This window comes from Pseudomonas sp. Mn2068, assembly GCF_049319725.1.
Classification (GTDB): Bacteria; Pseudomonadota; Gammaproteobacteria; order Pseudomonadales; family Pseudomonadaceae; genus Aquipseudomonas; species Aquipseudomonas gingeri.
The window spans coordinates 21,044-38,516 of sequence record NZ_JBMOUG010000001.1 but is presented as its reverse complement, the minus strand read 5'-3'; the positions used below and the strand labels follow the sequence as shown (position 1 = coordinate 38,516).

17 protein-coding genes are annotated in these 17,473 nt (G+C 63.9%); 11 read left to right on the top strand and 6 right to left on the bottom strand.

From position 1 onward, the window contains the following. Window positions 1-8: 8 nt before the first annotated feature. A complete protein-coding gene (locus tag ACL9RJ_RS00215) occupies window positions 9-920 on the bottom strand; it encodes a LysR substrate-binding domain-containing protein (protein WP_103032468.1) in 912 nt (303 codons plus the stop codon). Between the two features lie 281 nt (window positions 921-1,201). On the opposite strand from ACL9RJ_RS00215, the gene ACL9RJ_RS00210 reads away from it, so the two are divergent. Further along, window positions 1,202-2,488 (top strand): dicarboxylate/amino acid:cation symporter, encoded by a 1,287-nt coding sequence (locus tag ACL9RJ_RS00210; protein ID WP_422764714.1) that lies wholly within the window; start codon window positions 1,202-1,204, stop codon window positions 2,486-2,488. Between the two features lie 11 nt (window positions 2,489-2,499). After that, the gene (locus ACL9RJ_RS00205) at window positions 2,500-3,975 is read left to right on the top strand and encodes an aspartate/glutamate racemase family protein (RefSeq protein ID WP_017126081.1); all 1,476 of its coding nucleotides are present in this window, start codon (window positions 2,500-2,502) and stop codon (window positions 3,973-3,975) included. A 4-nt stretch (window positions 3,976-3,979) separates the two neighbouring features. Here the strand turns inward: ACL9RJ_RS00205 and ACL9RJ_RS00200 are convergent, their stop codons facing one another. Further along, window positions 3,980-4,534 carry a TetR/AcrR family transcriptional regulator gene (locus tag ACL9RJ_RS00200; RefSeq protein ID WP_103032467.1) on the bottom strand — a complete coding sequence of 185 codons (555 nt, stop codon included), beginning with the start codon at window positions 4,532-4,534 and terminating at the stop codon, window positions 3,980-3,982. Between the two features lie 102 nt (window positions 4,535-4,636). Between ACL9RJ_RS00200 and ACL9RJ_RS00195 the strand changes: the two genes are divergently transcribed. After that, window positions 4,637-5,419, top strand: coding sequence for an SDR family NAD(P)-dependent oxidoreductase (locus ACL9RJ_RS00195; protein ID WP_017126082.1), 783 nt, complete (start codon window positions 4,637-4,639; stop codon window positions 5,417-5,419). A gap of 142 nt (window positions 5,420-5,561) precedes the next feature. Here ACL9RJ_RS00195 and ACL9RJ_RS00190 read toward each other — a convergent pair whose 3' ends face one another. Continuing rightward, window positions 5,562-6,458, bottom strand: coding sequence for a DMT family transporter (locus ACL9RJ_RS00190; protein ID WP_017126083.1), 897 nt, complete (start codon window positions 6,456-6,458; stop codon window positions 5,562-5,564). A 132-nt stretch (window positions 6,459-6,590) separates the two neighbouring features. On the opposite strand from ACL9RJ_RS00190, the gene ACL9RJ_RS00185 reads away from it, so the two are divergent. Further along, complete coding sequence (locus ACL9RJ_RS00185; RefSeq protein ID WP_017126084.1) at window positions 6,591-7,028, top strand: Lrp/AsnC family transcriptional regulator; 438 nt, start codon at window positions 6,591-6,593, stop codon at window positions 7,026-7,028. 218 nt (window positions 7,029-7,246) lie between these two features. Then, window positions 7,247-8,302 (top strand): permease, encoded by a 1,056-nt coding sequence (locus ACL9RJ_RS00180; RefSeq protein ID WP_177118067.1) that lies wholly within the window; start codon window positions 7,247-7,249, stop codon window positions 8,300-8,302. A gap of 138 nt (window positions 8,303-8,440) precedes the next feature. Here the strand turns inward: ACL9RJ_RS00180 and mnmH are convergent, their stop codons facing one another. Together mnmH and selD are read right to left on the bottom strand one after the other, a co-directional pair. Next, complete coding sequence (gene mnmH / locus ACL9RJ_RS00175) at window positions 8,441-9,535, bottom strand: tRNA 2-selenouridine(34) synthase MnmH (protein ID WP_212809620.1); 1,095 nt, start codon at window positions 9,533-9,535, stop codon at window positions 8,441-8,443. Beyond that, window positions 9,535-10,569 carry a selenide, water dikinase SelD gene (gene selD / locus ACL9RJ_RS00170; RefSeq protein WP_017126087.1) on the bottom strand — a complete coding sequence of 345 codons (1,035 nt, stop codon included), beginning with the start codon at window positions 10,567-10,569 and terminating at the stop codon, window positions 9,535-9,537. Before selD ends, mnmH begins: the two co-directional genes overlap by 1 nt. Before the next feature lie 225 nt (window positions 10,570-10,794). On the opposite strand from selD, the gene gltP reads away from it, so the two are divergent. From gltP to ACL9RJ_RS00140, 6 genes are all read left to right on the top strand, one after another. Continuing rightward, entirely contained in the window at window positions 10,795-12,120 is a 1,326-nt protein-coding gene (gene gltP / locus ACL9RJ_RS00165) for a glutamate/aspartate:proton symporter GltP (RefSeq protein ID WP_212809622.1), read from the top strand. 191 nt (window positions 12,121-12,311) lie between these two features. Beyond that, on the top strand, window positions 12,312-13,151 hold the full coding sequence (locus ACL9RJ_RS00160; protein WP_422764713.1) for a helix-turn-helix domain-containing protein: 840 nt from the start codon (window positions 12,312-12,314) through the stop codon (window positions 13,149-13,151). Between the two features lie 99 nt (window positions 13,152-13,250). After that, window positions 13,251-14,159, top strand: coding sequence for a PhzF family phenazine biosynthesis protein (locus ACL9RJ_RS00155; RefSeq protein WP_212809624.1), 909 nt, complete (start codon window positions 13,251-13,253; stop codon window positions 14,157-14,159). Beyond that, the gene (locus ACL9RJ_RS00150) at window positions 14,149-14,661 is read left to right on the top strand and encodes a RidA family protein (protein ID WP_212809626.1); all 513 of its coding nucleotides are present in this window, start codon (window positions 14,149-14,151) and stop codon (window positions 14,659-14,661) included. The genes ACL9RJ_RS00155 and ACL9RJ_RS00150 overlap by 11 nt, the downstream gene beginning before the upstream one ends. Before the next feature lie 120 nt (window positions 14,662-14,781). Continuing rightward, complete coding sequence (locus ACL9RJ_RS00145; RefSeq protein ID WP_212809628.1) at window positions 14,782-15,609, top strand: AraC family transcriptional regulator; 828 nt, start codon at window positions 14,782-14,784, stop codon at window positions 15,607-15,609. A 79-nt stretch (window positions 15,610-15,688) separates the two neighbouring features. Further along, window positions 15,689-16,066, top strand: a complete 378-nt coding sequence (locus ACL9RJ_RS00140; RefSeq protein WP_212809629.1) for a cupin domain-containing protein — start codon at window positions 15,689-15,691, stop codon at window positions 16,064-16,066. A 63-nt stretch (window positions 16,067-16,129) separates the two neighbouring features. Here ACL9RJ_RS00140 and fabV read toward each other — a convergent pair whose 3' ends face one another. Then, window positions 16,130-17,326 carry an enoyl-ACP reductase FabV gene (gene fabV / locus ACL9RJ_RS00135; protein WP_177127444.1) on the bottom strand — a complete coding sequence of 399 codons (1,197 nt, stop codon included), beginning with the start codon at window positions 17,324-17,326 and terminating at the stop codon, window positions 16,130-16,132. Between the last annotated feature and the right edge of the window lie 147 nt (window positions 17,327-17,473).

The following is a 17,473-nucleotide window of genomic DNA, read 5'->3' as shown; positions in this document are numbered from 1 at the left end:
GAGCGCGTTCAGATCGGGCGCCGCTCGGCCTCCAGGGATTTCCACAACTCGCGCATGGTCGGGTTGGCATTGGCCACCGAACAATAGGAACGGATTTCCAGGTCGGCGCTCCAGGCCGGGCCGCCGGCGCGGACCAGCGTGCCCTTGTGCAACTCGTCGAGCACCGCACTCTCGGGCAGCCAGGTGATGCCGTAGCCTTCCTGGGCCATCTTCATCAGCAGCATGGCCATGTCGGCTTCATAGCAGCGGTTCAGTTCGCAGGGGCTGTCGGCGTTTTTCAGGATCACCTCCACCACCCGCCCGAGAAAGGTCGTGGCGGTGTAGGCCAGGTAAGGCAACGGTGCGCTCTTCTTGCCGGGCAAGGCATACAGCGGCGCCCCGCGCTTGTCCGGCGCCGACACCGGGATGAACGAGTCATGCCCGAGGGTCAGGCTGATGAACTTCTCCGGGTCGAGCAGGATCGGTGCCTGGGGATGGTGATACCCGATCATCAGGTCGCAGCCGCCTTCCGCCAGCGCGATGACCGCGTCATGGATATTGGCCGCCACGACCCGGGCATTGAAGCCGGCGTTGCCGCGCTGGAAGCGCATCAGCCACTTGGGCAGGAAGGTCATCGACAGGCTGTGCCCGGCCGCGACCTGGATCGACCGTCCGGGCATGCGGTCGCCATGGCGCAGGGTCGAGCGCAGTTCCATGAGGTCGGCGAGGGTTTCCCGGCCCTGCTCGCAAAAAGTCCGGCCCGCCGGGGTCAGTTGCACCGGATAGGTGCCGCGATCCACCAGTTCCACCCCGACCCACTCCTCCAGGGAACGAATCCGCCGCGACAGCGCTGACTGGGTGATGCAGCGCACTTCAGCCGCGCGGGAAAAGTTCTTCAGTTCGGCAACCGCGAGGATGTCGTCTATCCACTTGATCTGCATGGTGGCTCCCGACAATGGCTATTGGGCGATGATGAGGACGGGTAGTCGGAGACAGGCGCCAGTGTCGGGCAATCAGCGCCGGCAAACTATTCCGATTACGCATGAGTGTATGGCATTTACTCATCATCGAGTCCCGCGGTCGCTCATAGACTGGCGACATCGGCCCTTGCCACACACGACAAGAACAAGCGGCCGCTGCTTCGACTTGCCCCTGCTGAAACCCCATCCAACGTGTCGCCACGTGATGAAAAAAACAACGATCTGTCCTTGAGGGTGTTCCTGTGAACAGCAAACGACTTCCAAAACAAATCGCTCTGGCGATTGTCCTCGGCATCCTGGTGGGCTGGGCGTGCCACCGCTACGCCGGCGACGCCAGGGCCGCCAGGGAACTGGCCGGCTATTTCAGCCTGGTGACCGATATCTTCCTGCGCATGATCAAGATGATCATCGCCCCGCTGGTATTCGCCACCCTGGTGGGTGGGATCGCCAGCATGGGCAGCTCGCGCTCCGTGGGCCGGATCGGCCTGAAGGCGATGACCTGGTTTGTCAGTGCCTCGGTGCTGTCCCTGCTGATCGGCATGTTGCTGGTGAATCTGTTCCAGCCCGGTGCGGGCCTCAACCTGCAAGTACAGGCCGGCGCGGCCGCGGTACCGGTGAATATCGGCGACTTCAGCCTCAAGACCTTTATCGGCCACGTGTTTCCCCGCAGCATCGCCGAAGCCATGGCCAACAACGAGATCCTGCAGATCGTGATCTTCTCGCTGTTCTTCGGCTTTGCCCTGTCCTTCCTCAAGAAACAGGGCTACAGCGGCATTGGCAACCTGGTGGATGAACTGGCGAAAATCATGTTCCGCATCACCGACTACGTGATGTGTTTCGCGCCCATCGGCGTGTTCTGCGCCATCGCCGCCGCAATCACCACCGAGGGTCTTGGCCTGTTGCTGGACTACGGCAAGCTGATCGGTGAGTTCTACCTCGGCATCCTGCTGCTCTGGGCCCTGCTGTTCAGTGCCGGCTACCTGTTCCTCGGCCGTTCGGTATGGCGCCTGGGCAAACTGATCCGCGAACCGGTCTTGCTGGCCTTCTCCACCGCCAGCAGCGAATCGGCCTATCCCAAGACCATCGAGGCCCTGGAGAAATTCGGCACGCCCAAGCGCGTCTCCAGCTTTGTATTGCCCCTGGGTTATTCGTTCAACCTCGACGGTTCGATGATGTACCAGGCCTTCGCGATCATGTTTATCGCCCAGGCCTACAACATCGACCTGAGCTTCACCCAGCAGGCACTGATCCTGTTGACCCTGATGGTCACCAGCAAGGGCATGGCCGGCGTGGCCCGGGCCTCGGTAGTGGTGGTTGCCGCGACCCTGCCGATGTTCAACCTGCCCGAGGCCGGCCTGTTGCTAATCATCGGCATCGACCAGTTCCTCGACATGGGCCGTACCGCGACCAACATCGTCGGCAACAGCATCGCCACCGCCGTGGTGGCGAAGATGGAAGACGGTGTGCAAACGGACACGCCCGCCGATGCCCCCGTTCGCAGCGCACCCACCGTATCGTCCCTGGCTTGAGTCTGGTCATCATGAAAGCAAACAACCCCAGCACACCCGGCAAGACCTTCGGCATCGTCGGGGGCCTCGGCTCGCTGGCCGGAGGCGACCTGTTCTTCAAGCTGATCAGGAGCCGTTCGGTACTGGCCGATCAGGGCCGCTATCACTTTCTGTTCGAGCAACACCCATTCAAGGATGTGCTGCTGCCACTGGACCGCGACGCCAGCATGAGCTCACGCAAGTTCTATGCGTTCCAGATGTGCCAGTCCCTGGAGAGTGGCGGTGCCGATGCCATTCTGCTGCCGTGCTTTGCCAGCCATACCTTTCGCGAGGAGATCCAGGCCGAGCTGGACATCCCGGTATTCGACCTGCTCGGCGCGTTGCGCCAGCAGGTCGAGCGGACATTGCCCCGGGGCAGCCGGCTGGGCGTGCTGACCTCGGACTATGTGCGCCATGGCGGGTTGTTCGAGCGCTACTTCGGCGCCGACCATGAACTGGTCTATCCCGGCGATGCCACTCAGGCCCGCCTGATGGACGCCATGTACGGTGTCGACGGGATCAAGGATGGCTGTTTCGACGGACCGCCCCTGGAACACCTGCACCAGGCCTGCCTGGAACTGCTGGAGCAGGACGTGGCGCTGATCCTGCCAGGCATGACCGAGCTGTCGCTGGTCAGCCTCGATCTGCAACGCCGCGGCGTTCCGTTGCTCGATGCCAACCAGCTCTACGCCGACTACGCGACCCGGGCCAGCGACCAGCGTCCGCCGCCGCGGTTCAAGCTGGGCATCGTCGGCGGTGTCGGCCCGGCGGCGACGGTCGACTTCATGGCCAAGGTGATCCGGCACACACCGGCGGACAAGGATCAGGACCATATCAGGATGGTGGTCGAGCAGAACCCGCAGATTCCCGACCGCACCGCCAACCTGCTGCACCAGGCCACCGACCCGAGCATGGCGCTGTACGCCACCTGCAAACGCCTGGAGCAGGAAGGCGCCCACGCCATCGCCATTCCCTGCAACACCGCCCATGCCTTTGTCGAGCGCATCCAGCCTTACCTGCGCACGCCGATCATCAATATGCTCAGCGAGACCGTCCGCCATATCGCCGATCGGCATGGCGCGGGGAAAATCGTCGGCTTGCTCGCCACTTCGGGCACCCTGCAGAGTCGTGTCTACCATGAGGTTGCGCAGCAGCTGGGACTGCGGCTGATCGAGCCCGAACCGGCGGTGCAGGCGCTGGTCATGGCGGCCATCTATGGCGAACGGGGCGTCAAGGCCGGGTACACCGACGGCCTTTGCCGCGAGCAGTTGCTCGAAGCCGCCGACCATTTGTGCCAGGCCGGGGCATCGGTGCTGATCCTCGGGTGCACCGAACTGCCCCTGATCCTGCCCCATGCCGAGCGGTTTGCCCTGGACAGCGGCGTGGTCAGCCTGATCGACCCGACCACCCTGCTCGCCCGATGCTGCGTGCGCCAGGCGCTGGCCTGCGAGCCGCAACCCGGCGCCTGAGCCGTCAGGCGGGCCGGTCTTTCTCCAGCAACCAGTCGCGGGTGTCCTTGAGTAGTTCATCGGCCATCAGCGGATCGTCACACACCCGCGCCAGCACCATGGCACCGACCATCGCCGCCCAGTTGCCGGTGGCGGCGCGGCGTTTTTCCCCGGCGGTGGCACCGGGCAAGCCTTCGCTCAGGCGGGCGATCTGGCGCCGGATGCTGCTGCTCATCTGCGCCCGCGCCTCGGGGGCCTGGCGGCTGGTTTCCGAGGCCAGGCCGGCCATCGGACAACCGCCGGCACAGTCTTCGCGGTGCGCGGTACTCAGGTACTGCGTGACATAAGCCGCCACATCGGCTCCCGCCGGCGGCGCCGTGGAAAACACATGGGCCAGGGACTGGGCCACCAGATCGTCCTTCGAGGCGAAATACCCGTAGAAACCACCATGGGTCAAGCCCGCGGCCTTCATCACCTGCGCAACCGTGACCGCCTCATAGCCGTGGGCCCGAAACAGCCGGCTGGCGGCCTCGAGGATATTCACGCGGTTTTGCGCAACCTGCTCGCGACTGACTTTCATCCGAACCTCCGCTGATAGGCTTGACAGTATACATGACAGCGATCATATTTACTAAACATGACATACATCATGATTAAATCAACGCAACGAGGATTACTTGCCATGACCGTCAAACCTGCCGTCCTGATCACAGGCGCCTCCACCGGTATCGGCGCCGTCTATGCCGACCGTTTCGCCAAGCGTGGACACAATCTGGTCTTGGTTGCCCGGGACAAGGCCCGCATGGATGTGCTGGCCGAGCGCCTGCGCGGCGAAACCGGCGTGACGGTGGACGTGCTGCAGGCCGACCTGACCGATGCCAACGACCTGGCCCGCATCGAAACACGGGTCAAGGACGATGCCAGCATCGGTATCCTGATCAACAACGCCGGCATGAACGGCACCGGTACCTTTATCGAGCAGACGCCGGACGTGGTGAGCCAGATCATCAACCTCAACATCACCGCCCTCGCCCGTCTGACCAGCGCCATCACCCCACGCCTGGTCAAGGCCGGTGGCGGCTCGATCATCAACGTGGCGTCGGTGGTCGGCCTGGCCCCGGAAATCCAGTTGACGGTCTACGGGGCGACCAAGGCCTTCGTGCTGTTCCTCAGCCAGGGGCTGAATATCGAACTGGGCGCCCAGGGGCTGTATGTGCAGGCGGTGTTGCCGTCGGCCACCCGCACCGAGATCTGGGAGCGTTCCGGCAAGCGGGTCGAGGATCTGTCAGCCGTGATGGAGGTCGATGACCTGGTGGATGCGGCGCTGGTGGGCTTTGATCGCCGCGAAACCGTGACCATTCCGCCACTGCCGGACGAAGGCCAATGGCAAGCCCTGGAAGCCGCGCGCCTGGCGATGTTGCCGAACTACATGCAGGTGCTGCCGGCGGCGCGTTATCGCAACTGATTCAGGGGCATGATCGTTCCCACGCTCCAGCGGGGGAATGCCTTTGCGGACGCTCTGCGTCCGCTCTTGTGACGCAGAGCGTCACGGGCTGCATTCCCACGCGGAGCGTGGGAACGATCAGTACGATCAGTGGGAACGATCATTATCCGCGCGCTGCAACCCGGCGTGCCCAGGGCGTCCAGCCCTGTTGCATGCCCGCGGCCGCCAGCAGGATCGCGATCACGCCGAGCCACTGCAACAGCTCCAGGCGATGGCCGAAGGCGAACCAGTCGACGAAGATGGCCGCAATCGGATAGATGAACGACAGCGCTCCGGTCAGGGCCGTCGGCAACTTCTGGATCGCCCCATACAACAGCACATACATCACGCCGGTATGGACGATACCCAGGGTCAGCAGGCTACCCCAGGCACTGGCCTGCGCCGGCAGGCCTGACACATTCGCCCATGGCGCCAGCAACAGCACGCCGGTACAGACCTGGATCAGTGCGATCAGATGCGGCGGCGTCCCCGCCAGGCGCTTGATGATCAGCGCGGCAAAGGCATACAGCAGCGCCGCCCCCAGGGCCAGGCCGATGCCCAGCAGGTAGTCGCCGCCACTTTCCCCCTGTTGCCCATGGGCACTGACAATCGCCAGCATTCCGGCAAAGGCCAGGGTCAGCCAGAACAGTTTCTGCACGGTGATCTTCTCGCCGAGAAACAGCGCGGCCAGCCCCACCAGCATGAAGGGCTGGACGTTGTAGACCGCCGTGCCGATGGCAATCGAGGCCCGCGAGTAGGAAGCGAACAACAGCACCCAGTTGCCGACGATCGCCACCCCGCTGAGCACCGCCAGCAGGAAGGTGGTCCGGGTCAGCATGCCCGGCCGCAAAAAGCCCATGGCGGCGCAGATCGCCAGCAGGGTCAGCGCGCCGAACAGGCAACGCCAGAACACCACGTCCAGTACCGGCTGGCCGGACACCAGCACGAACCAGCCGATGGTTCCCGAGATCAACATGGCCGCGACCATTTCCAGCGACCCGCGATGCAGTGATTGATGCATGATTCGACTCCTTGGCAGATGACAAAAGTATGCCAAGCGGGCCTGGCGCTTCTCCAGCGCCTATGACAGGCTGAATATCGAACTTGCCTTTTTTATCAAGGCAGAATCTTCATATCACCTTACGAGGCCAGTATGACTGACGCGATTGACCAACTCTTGCTCACGGCGCTGATGGAAGACTCGCGGCGCTCCCTCAAGGCCCTGGCGCAGATCAGCGGGCTGTCCTCGCCCAGCGTCGCCGAACGCCTGCGTCGCCTGGAGGAACGCGGGGTGATCAGGGGCTACACCGTCGAAGTCGAGCCCAAGTCCTTCGGTTACCTGTTGCAGGCCATCGTGCGTATCCGGCCGCTGCCCGGGCAGTTGCAGGTGGTGGAGCGACAGATCCAGGCCATCCCGGAATTCACCGAATGCGACAAGGTCACCGGCGACGACTGCTTTATCGCCCGCCTGCATGTGCGTGACATGGAACAGCTGGATACCCTGCTCGACCGCCTCAACAGCCATGCCGAGACCAACACCGCCATCGTCAAGAAAACCCCGGTCAAGCGGCGCCTGCCACCGATGACCTGATCCCGCACAGGTTTTGATCGTGGCCATGCTCCGGCGTGGGCATGCCTTATGGGACGCTTCGCGTCCGCTCAAAAGCTTCGCGGGCAAGCCCGCTCCCACGGTGTCAAGCCGGCAAGCCCGCTCCTACAAGGCTTTCGGCGGGGAATGACGTGGCGAAGGCCAGGGCCTGGGTTATCATTCACCCATCATCCTTCACTCGCTTCCGGACACCGCGCCCCATGACTTCACTTACCTCCACCACCCCTGCCCGGGGTTGGTCGCTCTGGTGGAAACCGTTGCTGTTTCTCGCCATCGCCGCCATCGGCCTGTACTACGTCAAGTGGTCGCCCTATTACGCCAAGGCCTTTGTCGCCGCCGACAGCCACAGCATCGGCGCGTCGATCATCAATGACAATCCGGCCTCGCCGGTCGCCGCCGCGCTGGCCTATGCCCAGGTGTATTTCCTGGCGATCTGGAAAGCCGCGGTCCTGGCGGTGATCCTCGGCTCGTTGCTGCAGGTGCTGATTCCCAAGGACTGGCTGCTGCGCCTGTTCGGTCGCGCCGGCTTCGGTTCGACCCTGCGCGGCGGGCTGTTCGCCCTGCCCGGCATGATGTGCTCGTGCTGCGCGGCCCCGGTGGCCGCGGGGATGCGCCGGCAGAATGTCTCGGTCGGCGCGGCACTGGCATTCTGGATCGCCAACCCGGTGCTCAACCCGGCCACGTTGGTGTTCATGGGCTTTGTACTGGGCTGGGGCTTCAGTGCGATCCGCCTGGTGGCCGGCCTGGTGCTGGTGCTCGGGGTATCACTGATCGCCCAGCGCATTTCGCGCCCGCAAACCCTGCCCGAACCGGCCGTGGAAGCGGTGGCCGAAGCCAGCAACGCGGACACCCGGGGCTTCTTCGCCCGCTGGGGCAAGACCCTCTGGCAATTGTTCTGGAGCACCATTCCGATCTATATCCTGGCGGTCCTGCTGCTGGGCGCGGCACGGGTCTGGCTGTTTCCCCATGTCGACGGGGCGATGGGCAACAGCCTGCTGTGGCTGGTGCCGCTGGCGATCATCGGGACATTGTTCGTGATTCCGACGGCAGCGGAAATCCCTATCGTGCAGACCATGATGACCCTGGGCCTGGGCACCGCCCCCGCTGTCGCGCTGCTGATGACCCTGCCGAGCATCAGCCTGCCGTCGCTGCTGATGCTGCGCAAGGACTTCGATGCCCGGGTCCTGGTTACCGTGGCCGTGCTGACCATGCTGGTGGGGGTCGTCAGCGGCCTGGTGGCGGTGGTGATTCTCTAGACCCACCGAGGCCCCGTATGGGAGCGGTGCCTGCCCGCGAAGCTTCTGGCGGCCTCCAGGCCCTCTTCGCGGGCAAGCCCGCTCCCACAGGTTCTGCTCCGACACAAGCCCGTTCCCATAGGCGGCATCTTCAGACTCTCAGGTGCGCCGACGGGCGCTGAGGTACTCCAGCACCGCCGCCTGCTCGCCGGCAAACTCGATGCGCGCACCTTTGCTTTCCCGCTGGAAGGCATACATCGGGTCGTAGTATTCGTTGAGCAGGCCCTGGATCCAGGCGCGGTGCAGGTCGACACTGCCGCTGCGCTCCTGCTCCGCCAGGGCATCGGCCATCAACCCGCGCATGCGCTGATGACGCTCGCCGCCCAGGCGCTTGTGGATGTTGTCGAGGCTCGCCAGCAACCGCTCGGCGAACAGCTTGAACCCCTGCTCCCCATGCACCTCGACAAATTCCGCGCAGAGCTGCACCACATAGTCGCGCAGGATCCGCTCGACCCGGCTTTCCAGGGTGTCTTCGAGCCAGACCATGGAGAACTGCTGCATGCCCTGGTACAGCGCCAGCGGCAAGGCACAACGTCCGACCATGCGGCTCTCGTCTTCCAGCACGAACTGCCCGATACCCCGGGCACGCTTCTTCAGCAGGTCCACGGCCAGGCGGTTTTCGAAGTCGATATTGGATGGCTGCCCGGTGGCGCGCTTGCCGAAACTGGAACCGCGATGATTGGCGTGTCCCTCCAGGTCCAGGCTGTTGTCCAACTGGACGATCACATCGGTCTTGCCGGTCCCGGTCATGCCGCCCAACAGCAGGAAGTCGGCTTGCGCCACCGCCTGCTCGATACTCTGCAGCAGGAAGGTACGCATGGCCTTGTAGCCGCCGGTCACACGCGGATAGTCGATCCCGGCTTCCTTGAGCCATTGCTGGACGATCTGCGAGCGCAGGCCGCCACGGAAGCAATACAGCACGCCATCGGGATGGGCCCGGGTGAAATCGGCCCAGGCCTGCAGCCGGTCCGCCTTGATATCGCCGGACACCAGCTGGTGACCGAGGACAATGGCCGCCTGCTGGCCGTGCTGCTTGTAGCAGGTGCCGACCCGCTGGCGTTCCAGGTCGGTCATCAGCGGCAGGTTGATCACGCCGGGAAAGGAGCCCTTGGCGAATTCGACCGGGGCCCGGGTGTCCATCATCGGCACATCGTTGAGAAACAGTTCGCGGTAGTCGGTGATATCGCCGGACATCAGAGCACCTCTACCGCGTGGCTCTGTCGCTCCACCAACTGGCCGATGGGCTCCAGGGCCAGGCCCAGTTCGGCGGCGACGGCAAGAAACTCCGCCTGGCCTTCGGTCGTGACCGCCACCAGCAGGCCGCCGCTGGTCTGCGGGTCGCACAGCACGCGCTTGTGCAGTTCGCGCAGGGGGCCGACCTTGCTCGCATAGCTGTCGAAATTGCGCAGCGTACCGCCGGGCACGCAACCCTGGTCCAGGTAGTACTCCACCGCCGGCAGGCGCGGCACCTGTTCATACACGATGCGCGCGGTGAGACCGCTGCCGTCGGCCATCTCCACCAGATGCCCCAACAGGCCGAAGCCGGTGACATCGGTCATCGCGGTCACGCCCGCCAGCTTGCCGAAGCGGCTGCCAGGCTTGTTCAGGGTGCACATCCAGTCGCGGGCCACGCCGACGTCCTCGTTGCGCAGCTTGCCCTTCTTTTCCGCGGTGGTCAGCACGCCGATGCCCAGGGGCTTGGTCAGGTACAGGGTGCAACCGGCGGTGGCGGTGTCGTTGCGCTTCATATGGCGCTTGTCCACCAGGCCGGTGACGGCCAGGCCGAAGATCGGCTCGGGGGCATCGATCGAGTGCCCGCCGGCCAGCGGGATACCGGCGGCGTCGCAGACGGCGCGGCCGCCACGGATCACTTCACGGGCGATTTCCGGCGCCAGGACATTCACCGGCCAGCCGAGAATGGCGATGGCCATCAGCGGGTCGCCGCCCATGGCGTAGATGTCGCTGATGGCATTGGTGGCGGCAATCCGACCGAAATCGAAGGGATCGTCGACGATCGGCATGAAAAAGTCGGTGGTCGAGACCACCCCACGTTCCTCATCAATGGCATACACCGCCGCGTCGTCGCGGGAGGCGTTGCCGACCCAGAGCTTCGGGTCCAGGTTCTGGGCGCCACTGCCGGCGAGGATCACTTCCAGCACCTGGGGCGAAATCTTGCAACCACAGCCTGCGCCGTGGCTGTACTGGGTCAGGCGAATCGGTTCGCTCATCGGTACACCTCGCGATCTCAAATTCACCGAGTCTAACAGAGCCGCCGTCGCTCAGCCCGTACGAGCCATGGCCCAATCGTGAGCATGGCCGGCCCGATCGGCATCCATGAGTGCCGATCCGAAGCTCAACATCGAACTGCGCTACCGCTGCACGGCACAAGCGGCGAGCCTCTGCTCACCCCGGCGCCCCGCATCTACATCTAACAACATGGGAACCCACCTACTATGACCAAGGCAAAACTGAGCCTCGCCTGGCAGATCGTGATCGGTCTGATCCTGGGCATCGCCGTCGGCGCGCTACTCCATCACGCAGGCAGCGACAAGACCTGGTGGATCGGCACGATCCTGCAACCGGCGGGCGACCTGTTTATCCGCCTGATCAAGATGATCGTCATCCCGATCGTCATTTCCTCGCTGATCGTCGGCATCGCCGGGGTCGGCGACGGCAAGAAGCTCGGACGCATCGGCTTCAAGACCATGGTCTATTTCGAGATCATCACCACCCTGGCGATCATTGTCGGGCTGGTCCTGGCCAACCTGTTCCAGCCGGGCCATGGCATCGACATGAGCCTGCTGGGCACCACCGATATCTCGCAGTACGAGAAGACCACCAACGAGGTCCAGGCAAACCACGCCTTTATCACCACCCTGCTGAACCTGGTGCCGTCCAATGTCTTCGCGGCCATCGTGCGCGGCGACATGTTGCCGATCATCTTTTTCTCGGTGATGTTCGGCCTGGGCCTGTCGAGCCTCAAGGACGAGTTGCGCCTGCCGCTGGTGAGTGTGCTGGAAGGGGTGTCCCAGAGCATGTTCAAGGTCACCCACATGATCATGCGTTATGCCCCGCTGGGGGTGTTCGCGCTGATTTCGGTGACGGTCGCCAACTTCGGCTTCGCCTCGCTGTGGCCGCTGGCGCGCCTGGTCAGTCTGGTCTATGCCGCCATCGCCTTTTTCGGCGTGGTGGTGTTCGGCCTGGTGGCCCGCGCCTGCGGCTTCTCGGTATTCAAGCTGATGCGGATCCTCAAGGCCGAGATGATCCTCGGCTATTCCACCGCCAGTTCGGAAACCGTGTTGCCACGGATCATCGAGAAGATGGAAGCCTACGGTGCACCGCGAGCCATCAGCCGCTTCGTGGTGCCGACCGGCTACTCGTTCAACCTCGACGGTTCGACCCTGTACCAGAGCATCGCGGCGGTCTTTATCGCGCAGTTGTACGGCATCGACTTGTCCCTGGGGCAACAGGTCACCCTGGTGCTGACGCTGATGGTCACGTCCAAGGGTATTGCCGGGGTGCCGGGGGTATCCTTCGTGGTGCTGCTGGCGACGCTGGGCAGCGTCGGGATTCCCCTGGAAGGACTGGCCTTTATCGCCGGTGTCGACCGGATCATGGACATGGCCCGCACCGCCCTGAACATCGTCGGCAATGCCCTGGCGGTGCTGGTGGTGGCCCGCTGGGAAGGCATGTACGACGATGCCGTTGGCGAGCGCTACTGGAAATCGCTGTCGAAGCCACAACCAGACGACGAGCAGGCGTTTGTCCCGGTGCGTTAACGGATAGACTAGGCTCGCCACAGAGGCCTTCGGTGTTCTGGCGGGCCCTATCGCCAGCAAGCCGGCTCCTACAAGTTTTGCGCACGACACTATCTTCGTAGTGGAACGCCAGCCTGTAGGAGCCGGCTTGCTGGCGATGGACGTGAACGATAACGCGATCCCCCTGAATGACCACTCTGGAGGTCAATCCCATGGCCCATTTATCGCCCAAGCTCAGCGGCATGTCGCCCGATGTGTTCCGTTTCGAGATCAGCGAAAGCACCGGCTATGCCCAGGACTGGCACGCCCACGACTGTCATATGCTGCTGTTGCCGCGTCAGGGCGGGTTGTTCCTGTCGACCGAAAGCACGAGCAACGCGGTGCACGTCTCGCGCCAGGCGTTTTCCCTGGTACCGGCGGACTTCGCCCACTCGACCCAGGCCGCCCCCGGCCGGGAAAGACATATCACGCTGTATATCGACTCGAACTACATCGCCCACCATGGGCAGCTCGCCGGCTACGACCGCTTCGCCACCCAGGCCACGCGCTCCGGGATCTGGCAGGGCAGCGAAGCACTGGACAGCATCCTGCGCCTGCACGACCAGCTCGCCCGGGCCTCGTCCGCCGAAGCCTTCAATCGCCAGTTGCCGCATCTCAATCACCTGCTGTTCGAGGAATGCGCACGACTGATCGCGCGCCAGCAACCGACGCTGCAAGGCACCGAGAGCCATCGCAACGCCCTGCTGGTGCGCGACATCCAGATGTACGTGCGCGATCACCTGCAGGACAACCTCGATGTCGACACCATCGGCTACCAGTTCCACTTGTCGCGCCGCCACCTGACCCGTCTGTTCAAGGCCTTTGCCGAGGAAACCCTGGTGGACTTCACCAACCGCACGCGGGTGGAGACGGCCGCCCGGCTGATTTCCAGCACCTCGCTGTCGATCCTGGAAGTCAGCCTGGCGGTAGGCATCGATTCACCTTCCTACCTGGCCCGCCTGTTCAAGCGTTACCTGGGGCTGGTGCCCAGCGATCTGCGCAAGCCTCATTGAGGCATGGCCCAAATGTCCGCATCGTCGACCCGATCGACCTAGAGCCGTCCCGGCGCCATTGCCACAATCGACCTCGTCTCCCGTCTTTCGAGGTCTGGTATGAGTGATGTACAGGTTGTAGAAGTGTTCAAGTCCAAGCGCGGCGGCGGCAACCCGGCGCCCATCGTCGTCGATGCCGAAGGCCTCGCGGCCGAGCAGATGACCGCCATCGCCCGCGCCTACGGTCATGAAAGCGGTTTTGCGTTCAACCCCGAACAACCCGGCGCCAACGACTACCGCTTCCGCTTTTTCGTCCCGCTGCACGAAATGAACATGTGCGGCCACGCCACCATCGGCACGGTCTGGCTGCTGCACAAGCTCGGCAAGCTGGACCGCAGCCGGCTGTCCATCGAGACCCTCAGCGGCACCGTGACCGCCCATGTCCAGGACGGCGGACTCGAAGACCCGTTTATCGAGATTTCCCAGCCCCTGGGCACCGTGGAAACGCTGAAGCGTCCGGAGCTGCGCGGGCAGATCATTGAAGCCATCGGCCTGCAGCCCGCCGATATCCTCGATCTGCCGTTCCTCAACGCCGCCACCAGCCGGGTCAAGACCCTGATTCCGGTGAGAAGCCCCGAGTTGCTGGACGCCGCCCGGCCCGACTCGCCACGGATCGAAGCCTTGTGCGAGCTGCTGGACTCCACCGGTTTCTACCTGTTCTGCCCGCACCCTGGCGTCGAGCGCCAGTTCGACAGCCGCCAGTTCCCCAAGGCCTCGGGTTACCCCGAAGACGCCGCCACCGGCATCGCCGCGACGGCCCTGGCCTTCGGCCTGCTGGAGTACGGGATGATCGAGGCCGGTGAAACGCCGATCCTGGTGCATCAGGGCCGCGCCATGGGGCGTCCTTCGGATATCTACGTACGCTTCGACCTGGGCCACGGCGGCACCACACCGACCGGCTGTTTTGTCGGCGGCTACAGCGCCTTTGCCACCGAGCAACAGCCGGCGGGAGACGTTCATGGCGCCTGATCCGAAGCCCCAGTGGCTGCCGTTCAGTGACCTCCTGCCGCCGTTCAAGGCCCGGCTGGAGGCACTCTACCCCGATCCGCCGCAGCGTTTCGTGGCCCCCCTGCACTTCCAGCTGGGCCTGCGCGACGGCAACCTGCTGTGGGTGTCCGGCCAGGTGCCGCGCTACAACGAGGAAATCCGCCATACCGGGATCGTCGGCCAGCAACTGTCGATCGAGCAGGCCCGGGAAGCCGCGCGCCTGTGCCTGGCGAACTTCCTGTCGATTGTCGCGGCGGCCTGTGACGGTGACCTGGAACGGGTCGGGCAGGTGGTGCGGATCACCGGTTACGTGCGTGCCCAGGCCGAGTTCGGTGCCCAGTCCGACGTGATCAATGCCGCTTCCGAGGTGCTGACCCAGGTATTCGGCGAGCGCGGCCGGCACGCCCGTTCGGCCATCGGCGTGCATTCCCTGCCCGGTGGCGCGGCAGTCGAGATCGAGGGGGTGGTGCGCCTGCGGGACTAGAGGGCGGCACTGGAGCTTGGCGCCAAGCAGAGCCCGGCATTTTCCTTTACTATCCGAGGACGCGGACATTCGGCCAGGCCGGTGCCGCGTATCTCGGTCAGGAAAAGGGCAGGCAGGGCCATGGGCAAGCAAACGCCGAATGTCGACTGGGTGCAGCGCGCACCGCAGTCCAACCAGATGGAACGCTTCGAAGCGTTCTTTTCCGGGCACGGCTTCACGCTCCACCGCCACGACACCTACGCCATCGGCCGCACCCTGAGCGGCGTGCAGAGTTTCAAGTATCGCGGCAGCCAGCGTCACAGCCTGCCCGGCGGCACCATGGTGCTGCACCCGGACGAGGTGCACGACGGCGAGGCCGGAACCCGCGACGGCTTCAAGTACCGGATGATCTACCTGCAGCCTTCGCTGATCCAGTCGGCCCTCGGCGGCCAGCCCCTGCCCTTCGTGCCCGGCGGGCTGAGTGCCGATCCGCGTCTGCGGGTCGCCACCGAAGCCTTGCTGCAGAGCATGGACAACGCCCTCGACCCGCTGGAAGAACAGGATGCGATCTTCGACCTGGCCCAGGCCCTGAACGCGGTCTGCGGTGCGCCGGGCAAACGTCGCAGCTTCGACTACCAGGCGGCGGAGCGGGCCCGCGAGTTCATTCACAGCGCGCTGGACCGCACCGTAACCCTCGATGAACTGGCCGAGCACAGCGGTCGCGACCGCTGGAACCTGTGCCGCGACTTCCGCCTGCTGTTCGGCACCAGCCCCTATCGCTACCTGAGCATGCGCCGGCTGGACCTGGTCCGTTCGCTGCTGGTGCAGGGCCACTCGCTGAGCGAGGCCGCGCTGATGGCCGGGTTCACCGACCAGAGCCACATGACCCGCCAGTTCCGTACCACCTTCGGCCTGGCCCCGGGACACTGGCAGAAAATGCAGCGACTGGCCGGCAACCCACGCCGCTGAGGCGTTGCACGATCGTACAATAATCCCCGGGTGGACGGCGCTAGGCTGGCGGTTCGTGATTTCCCCGGAGGCCGGTCCCATGAATACCCCGCAGACACTCTTACCCGTCAACTTCGCCGAAAAACTTGGCCTGTTCACTGATCAATGGCAGCCCAGGGTCGTCGCCGAAATGAACGACTATCAGTTCAAGGTGGTGAAGATCGAGGGGGACTTTCTCTGGCATGCCCATGCCGAGACCGATGAAACCTTTATCGTGCTGGAAGGCGTACTGCGCATCGATTTTCGCGACGGCCAGGTAACCCTGGGACAGGGAGAGATGGTGGTAGTGCCCAAGGGCGTCGAGCACAAGCCTTACGCGGAAAAGGAAGTGAAGATGCTACTGGTGGAACCTCGTGGCGTATTGAACACCGGGACCGAGGGCGGCGAGCGCACTGCTGTCAACGACCTGTGGATCTGAGACGCCAGGACTGACGCCACAACCTCCTGCGGGGCGAACTCAAGTCCGCCCCGCAGGCCTTTCTCAAGCCTGGATCACGTTGGGGATAGCCACGTCCGGGCTGGTGTCCGCCTCGTAGTCCACGCCTTCGATACCGAAGCCGAACAGACGCAGGAACTCGGCCTTGTAGCCGGCGAAGTCGGTCAGTTCATTGAGGTTTTCGGTGGTCACCTGGTCCCACAGCTTGCCGACCAGATCCTGCACTTCAGGCGCCAGTTCCTTGTAGTCGGCACGCAGGCGACCGTCTTCGTCGAGAATCGGCGTCGGCGAGTACAGGCTGTCCTTGTACAGGCCATAGACCTGCTCGATGCAGCCTTCGTGGACGCCCTGCTCCTTCATCACCTTGAACAGCAGCGACAGGTACAGCGGCATGATCGGGATCGCCGAGCTGGCCTGGGTCACCACGGCCTTGAGTACCGATACCCGTGCGTCGCCGCCCTTGGCCGCCAGACGCTCGCGAATCTTCAGGACCTTCTGGTCCAGGTCCTTCTTGGCCGCGCCAATGGAACCGTTCCAGTAGATGTCGTGGGTCAGCTTTTCGCCCAGGTAGGTGAAGGCGGTGGTTTTTGCGCCGTCAGCCAGCACGCCGGCTTCGTCCAGGGCATCGATCCACAGTTGCCAGTCTTCGCCACCCATGACCTTGACGGTGCCGTCGATTTCTTCCTGGGTCGCCTGCTCCAGGGTGGTCTCGACAACCACTTCCTTGTCGGTATTCAGGCCACGCTGGGTGATCGACTTGCCGATCGGCTTGAGTGTCGAGCTGTAGACTTCGCCGGTCTTCGGGTCGGTACGGCGTGGTGCCGCCAGGCTGTAGACCACCAGGTCGATCTTGCCCAGGTCGCGCTTGATGGTTTCGATGGTCAGGCGCTTGACCTCGTCGGAGAAGGCGTCGCCATTGATGCTCTTGGCGTACAGGCCCTCGGCGTCGGCGAACTTGTGGAACGCCGCGCTGTTGTACCAGCCGGCGGTGCCGAGCTTGCCTTCATCGCCTTCACGCTCGAAGAACACCCCGAGGGTCTTGGCGCCGCAACCGAACGCGGCGGTAATGCGTGCGGCCAGGCCATAGCCGGTGGAGGCGCCGAGCACCAGGACGTTCTTCGGTCCATCATTGACCGGGCCTTGCTGGGTGACGTAGTCAATCTGTTGCTTGACGTTGGCTTCGCAGCCCACCGGATGGGTGGTCACACAGATAAAGCCACGAACGCGTGGTTTGATGATCATAAGGTCCCCTTTTCTCTTAGGCCGATATCGACACTGACGATTGCAGCGTCGCGGATTCTAGTCATAGACGTTCAAAAAGCCGATGCGTCACTGCTTTTACAACACAGGCCCGCGCGGGGAAAGCAAAATCCCTTGCCTTGCATCGCC

Bases quoted from the DNA above. Each gene is read 5' to 3' on its own strand.
- ACL9RJ_RS00155 (WP_212809624.1), top strand. From the start codon at position 13,251: ATGAGTGATGTACAGGTTGTAGAAGTGTTCAAGTCCAAGCGCGGCGGC.
- ACL9RJ_RS00140 (WP_212809629.1), top strand. From the start codon at position 15,689: ATGAATACCCCGCAGACACTCTTACCCGTCAACTTCGCCGAAAAACTT.
- gltP (WP_212809622.1), top strand. From the start codon at position 10,795: ATGACCAAGGCAAAACTGAGCCTCGCCTGGCAGATCGTGATCGGTCTG.
- mnmH (WP_212809620.1), bottom strand. From the start codon at position 9,535: ATGTCCGGCGATATCACCGACTACCGCGAACTGTTTCTCAACGATGTG.
- ACL9RJ_RS00200 (WP_103032467.1), bottom strand. From the start codon at position 4,534: ATGAAAGTCAGTCGCGAGCAGGTTGCGCAAAACCGCGTGAATATCCTC.
- selD (WP_017126087.1), bottom strand. From the start codon at position 10,569: ATGAGCGAACCGATTCGCCTGACCCAGTACAGCCACGGCGCAGGCTGT.
- ACL9RJ_RS00215 (WP_103032468.1), bottom strand. From the start codon at position 920: ATGCAGATCAAGTGGATAGACGACATCCTCGCGGTTGCCGAACTGAAG.
- ACL9RJ_RS00160 (WP_422764713.1), top strand. From the start codon at position 12,312: ATGGCCCATTTATCGCCCAAGCTCAGCGGCATGTCGCCCGATGTGTTC.
- ACL9RJ_RS00145 (WP_212809628.1), top strand. From the start codon at position 14,782: ATGGGCAAGCAAACGCCGAATGTCGACTGGGTGCAGCGCGCACCGCAG.
- ACL9RJ_RS00185 (WP_017126084.1), top strand. From the start codon at position 6,591: ATGACTGACGCGATTGACCAACTCTTGCTCACGGCGCTGATGGAAGAC.
- ACL9RJ_RS00180 (WP_177118067.1), top strand. From the start codon at position 7,247: ATGACTTCACTTACCTCCACCACCCCTGCCCGGGGTTGGTCGCTCTGG.
- ACL9RJ_RS00205 (WP_017126081.1), top strand. From the start codon at position 2,500: ATGAAAGCAAACAACCCCAGCACACCCGGCAAGACCTTCGGCATCGTC.
- ACL9RJ_RS00195 (WP_017126082.1), top strand. From the start codon at position 4,637: ATGACCGTCAAACCTGCCGTCCTGATCACAGGCGCCTCCACCGGTATC.
- ACL9RJ_RS00150 (WP_212809626.1), top strand. From the start codon at position 14,149: ATGGCGCCTGATCCGAAGCCCCAGTGGCTGCCGTTCAGTGACCTCCTG.
- ACL9RJ_RS00190 (WP_017126083.1), bottom strand. From the start codon at position 6,458: ATGCATCAATCACTGCATCGCGGGTCGCTGGAAATGGTCGCGGCCATG.
- fabV (WP_177127444.1), bottom strand. From the start codon at position 17,326: ATGATCATCAAACCACGCGTTCGTGGCTTTATCTGTGTGACCACCCAT.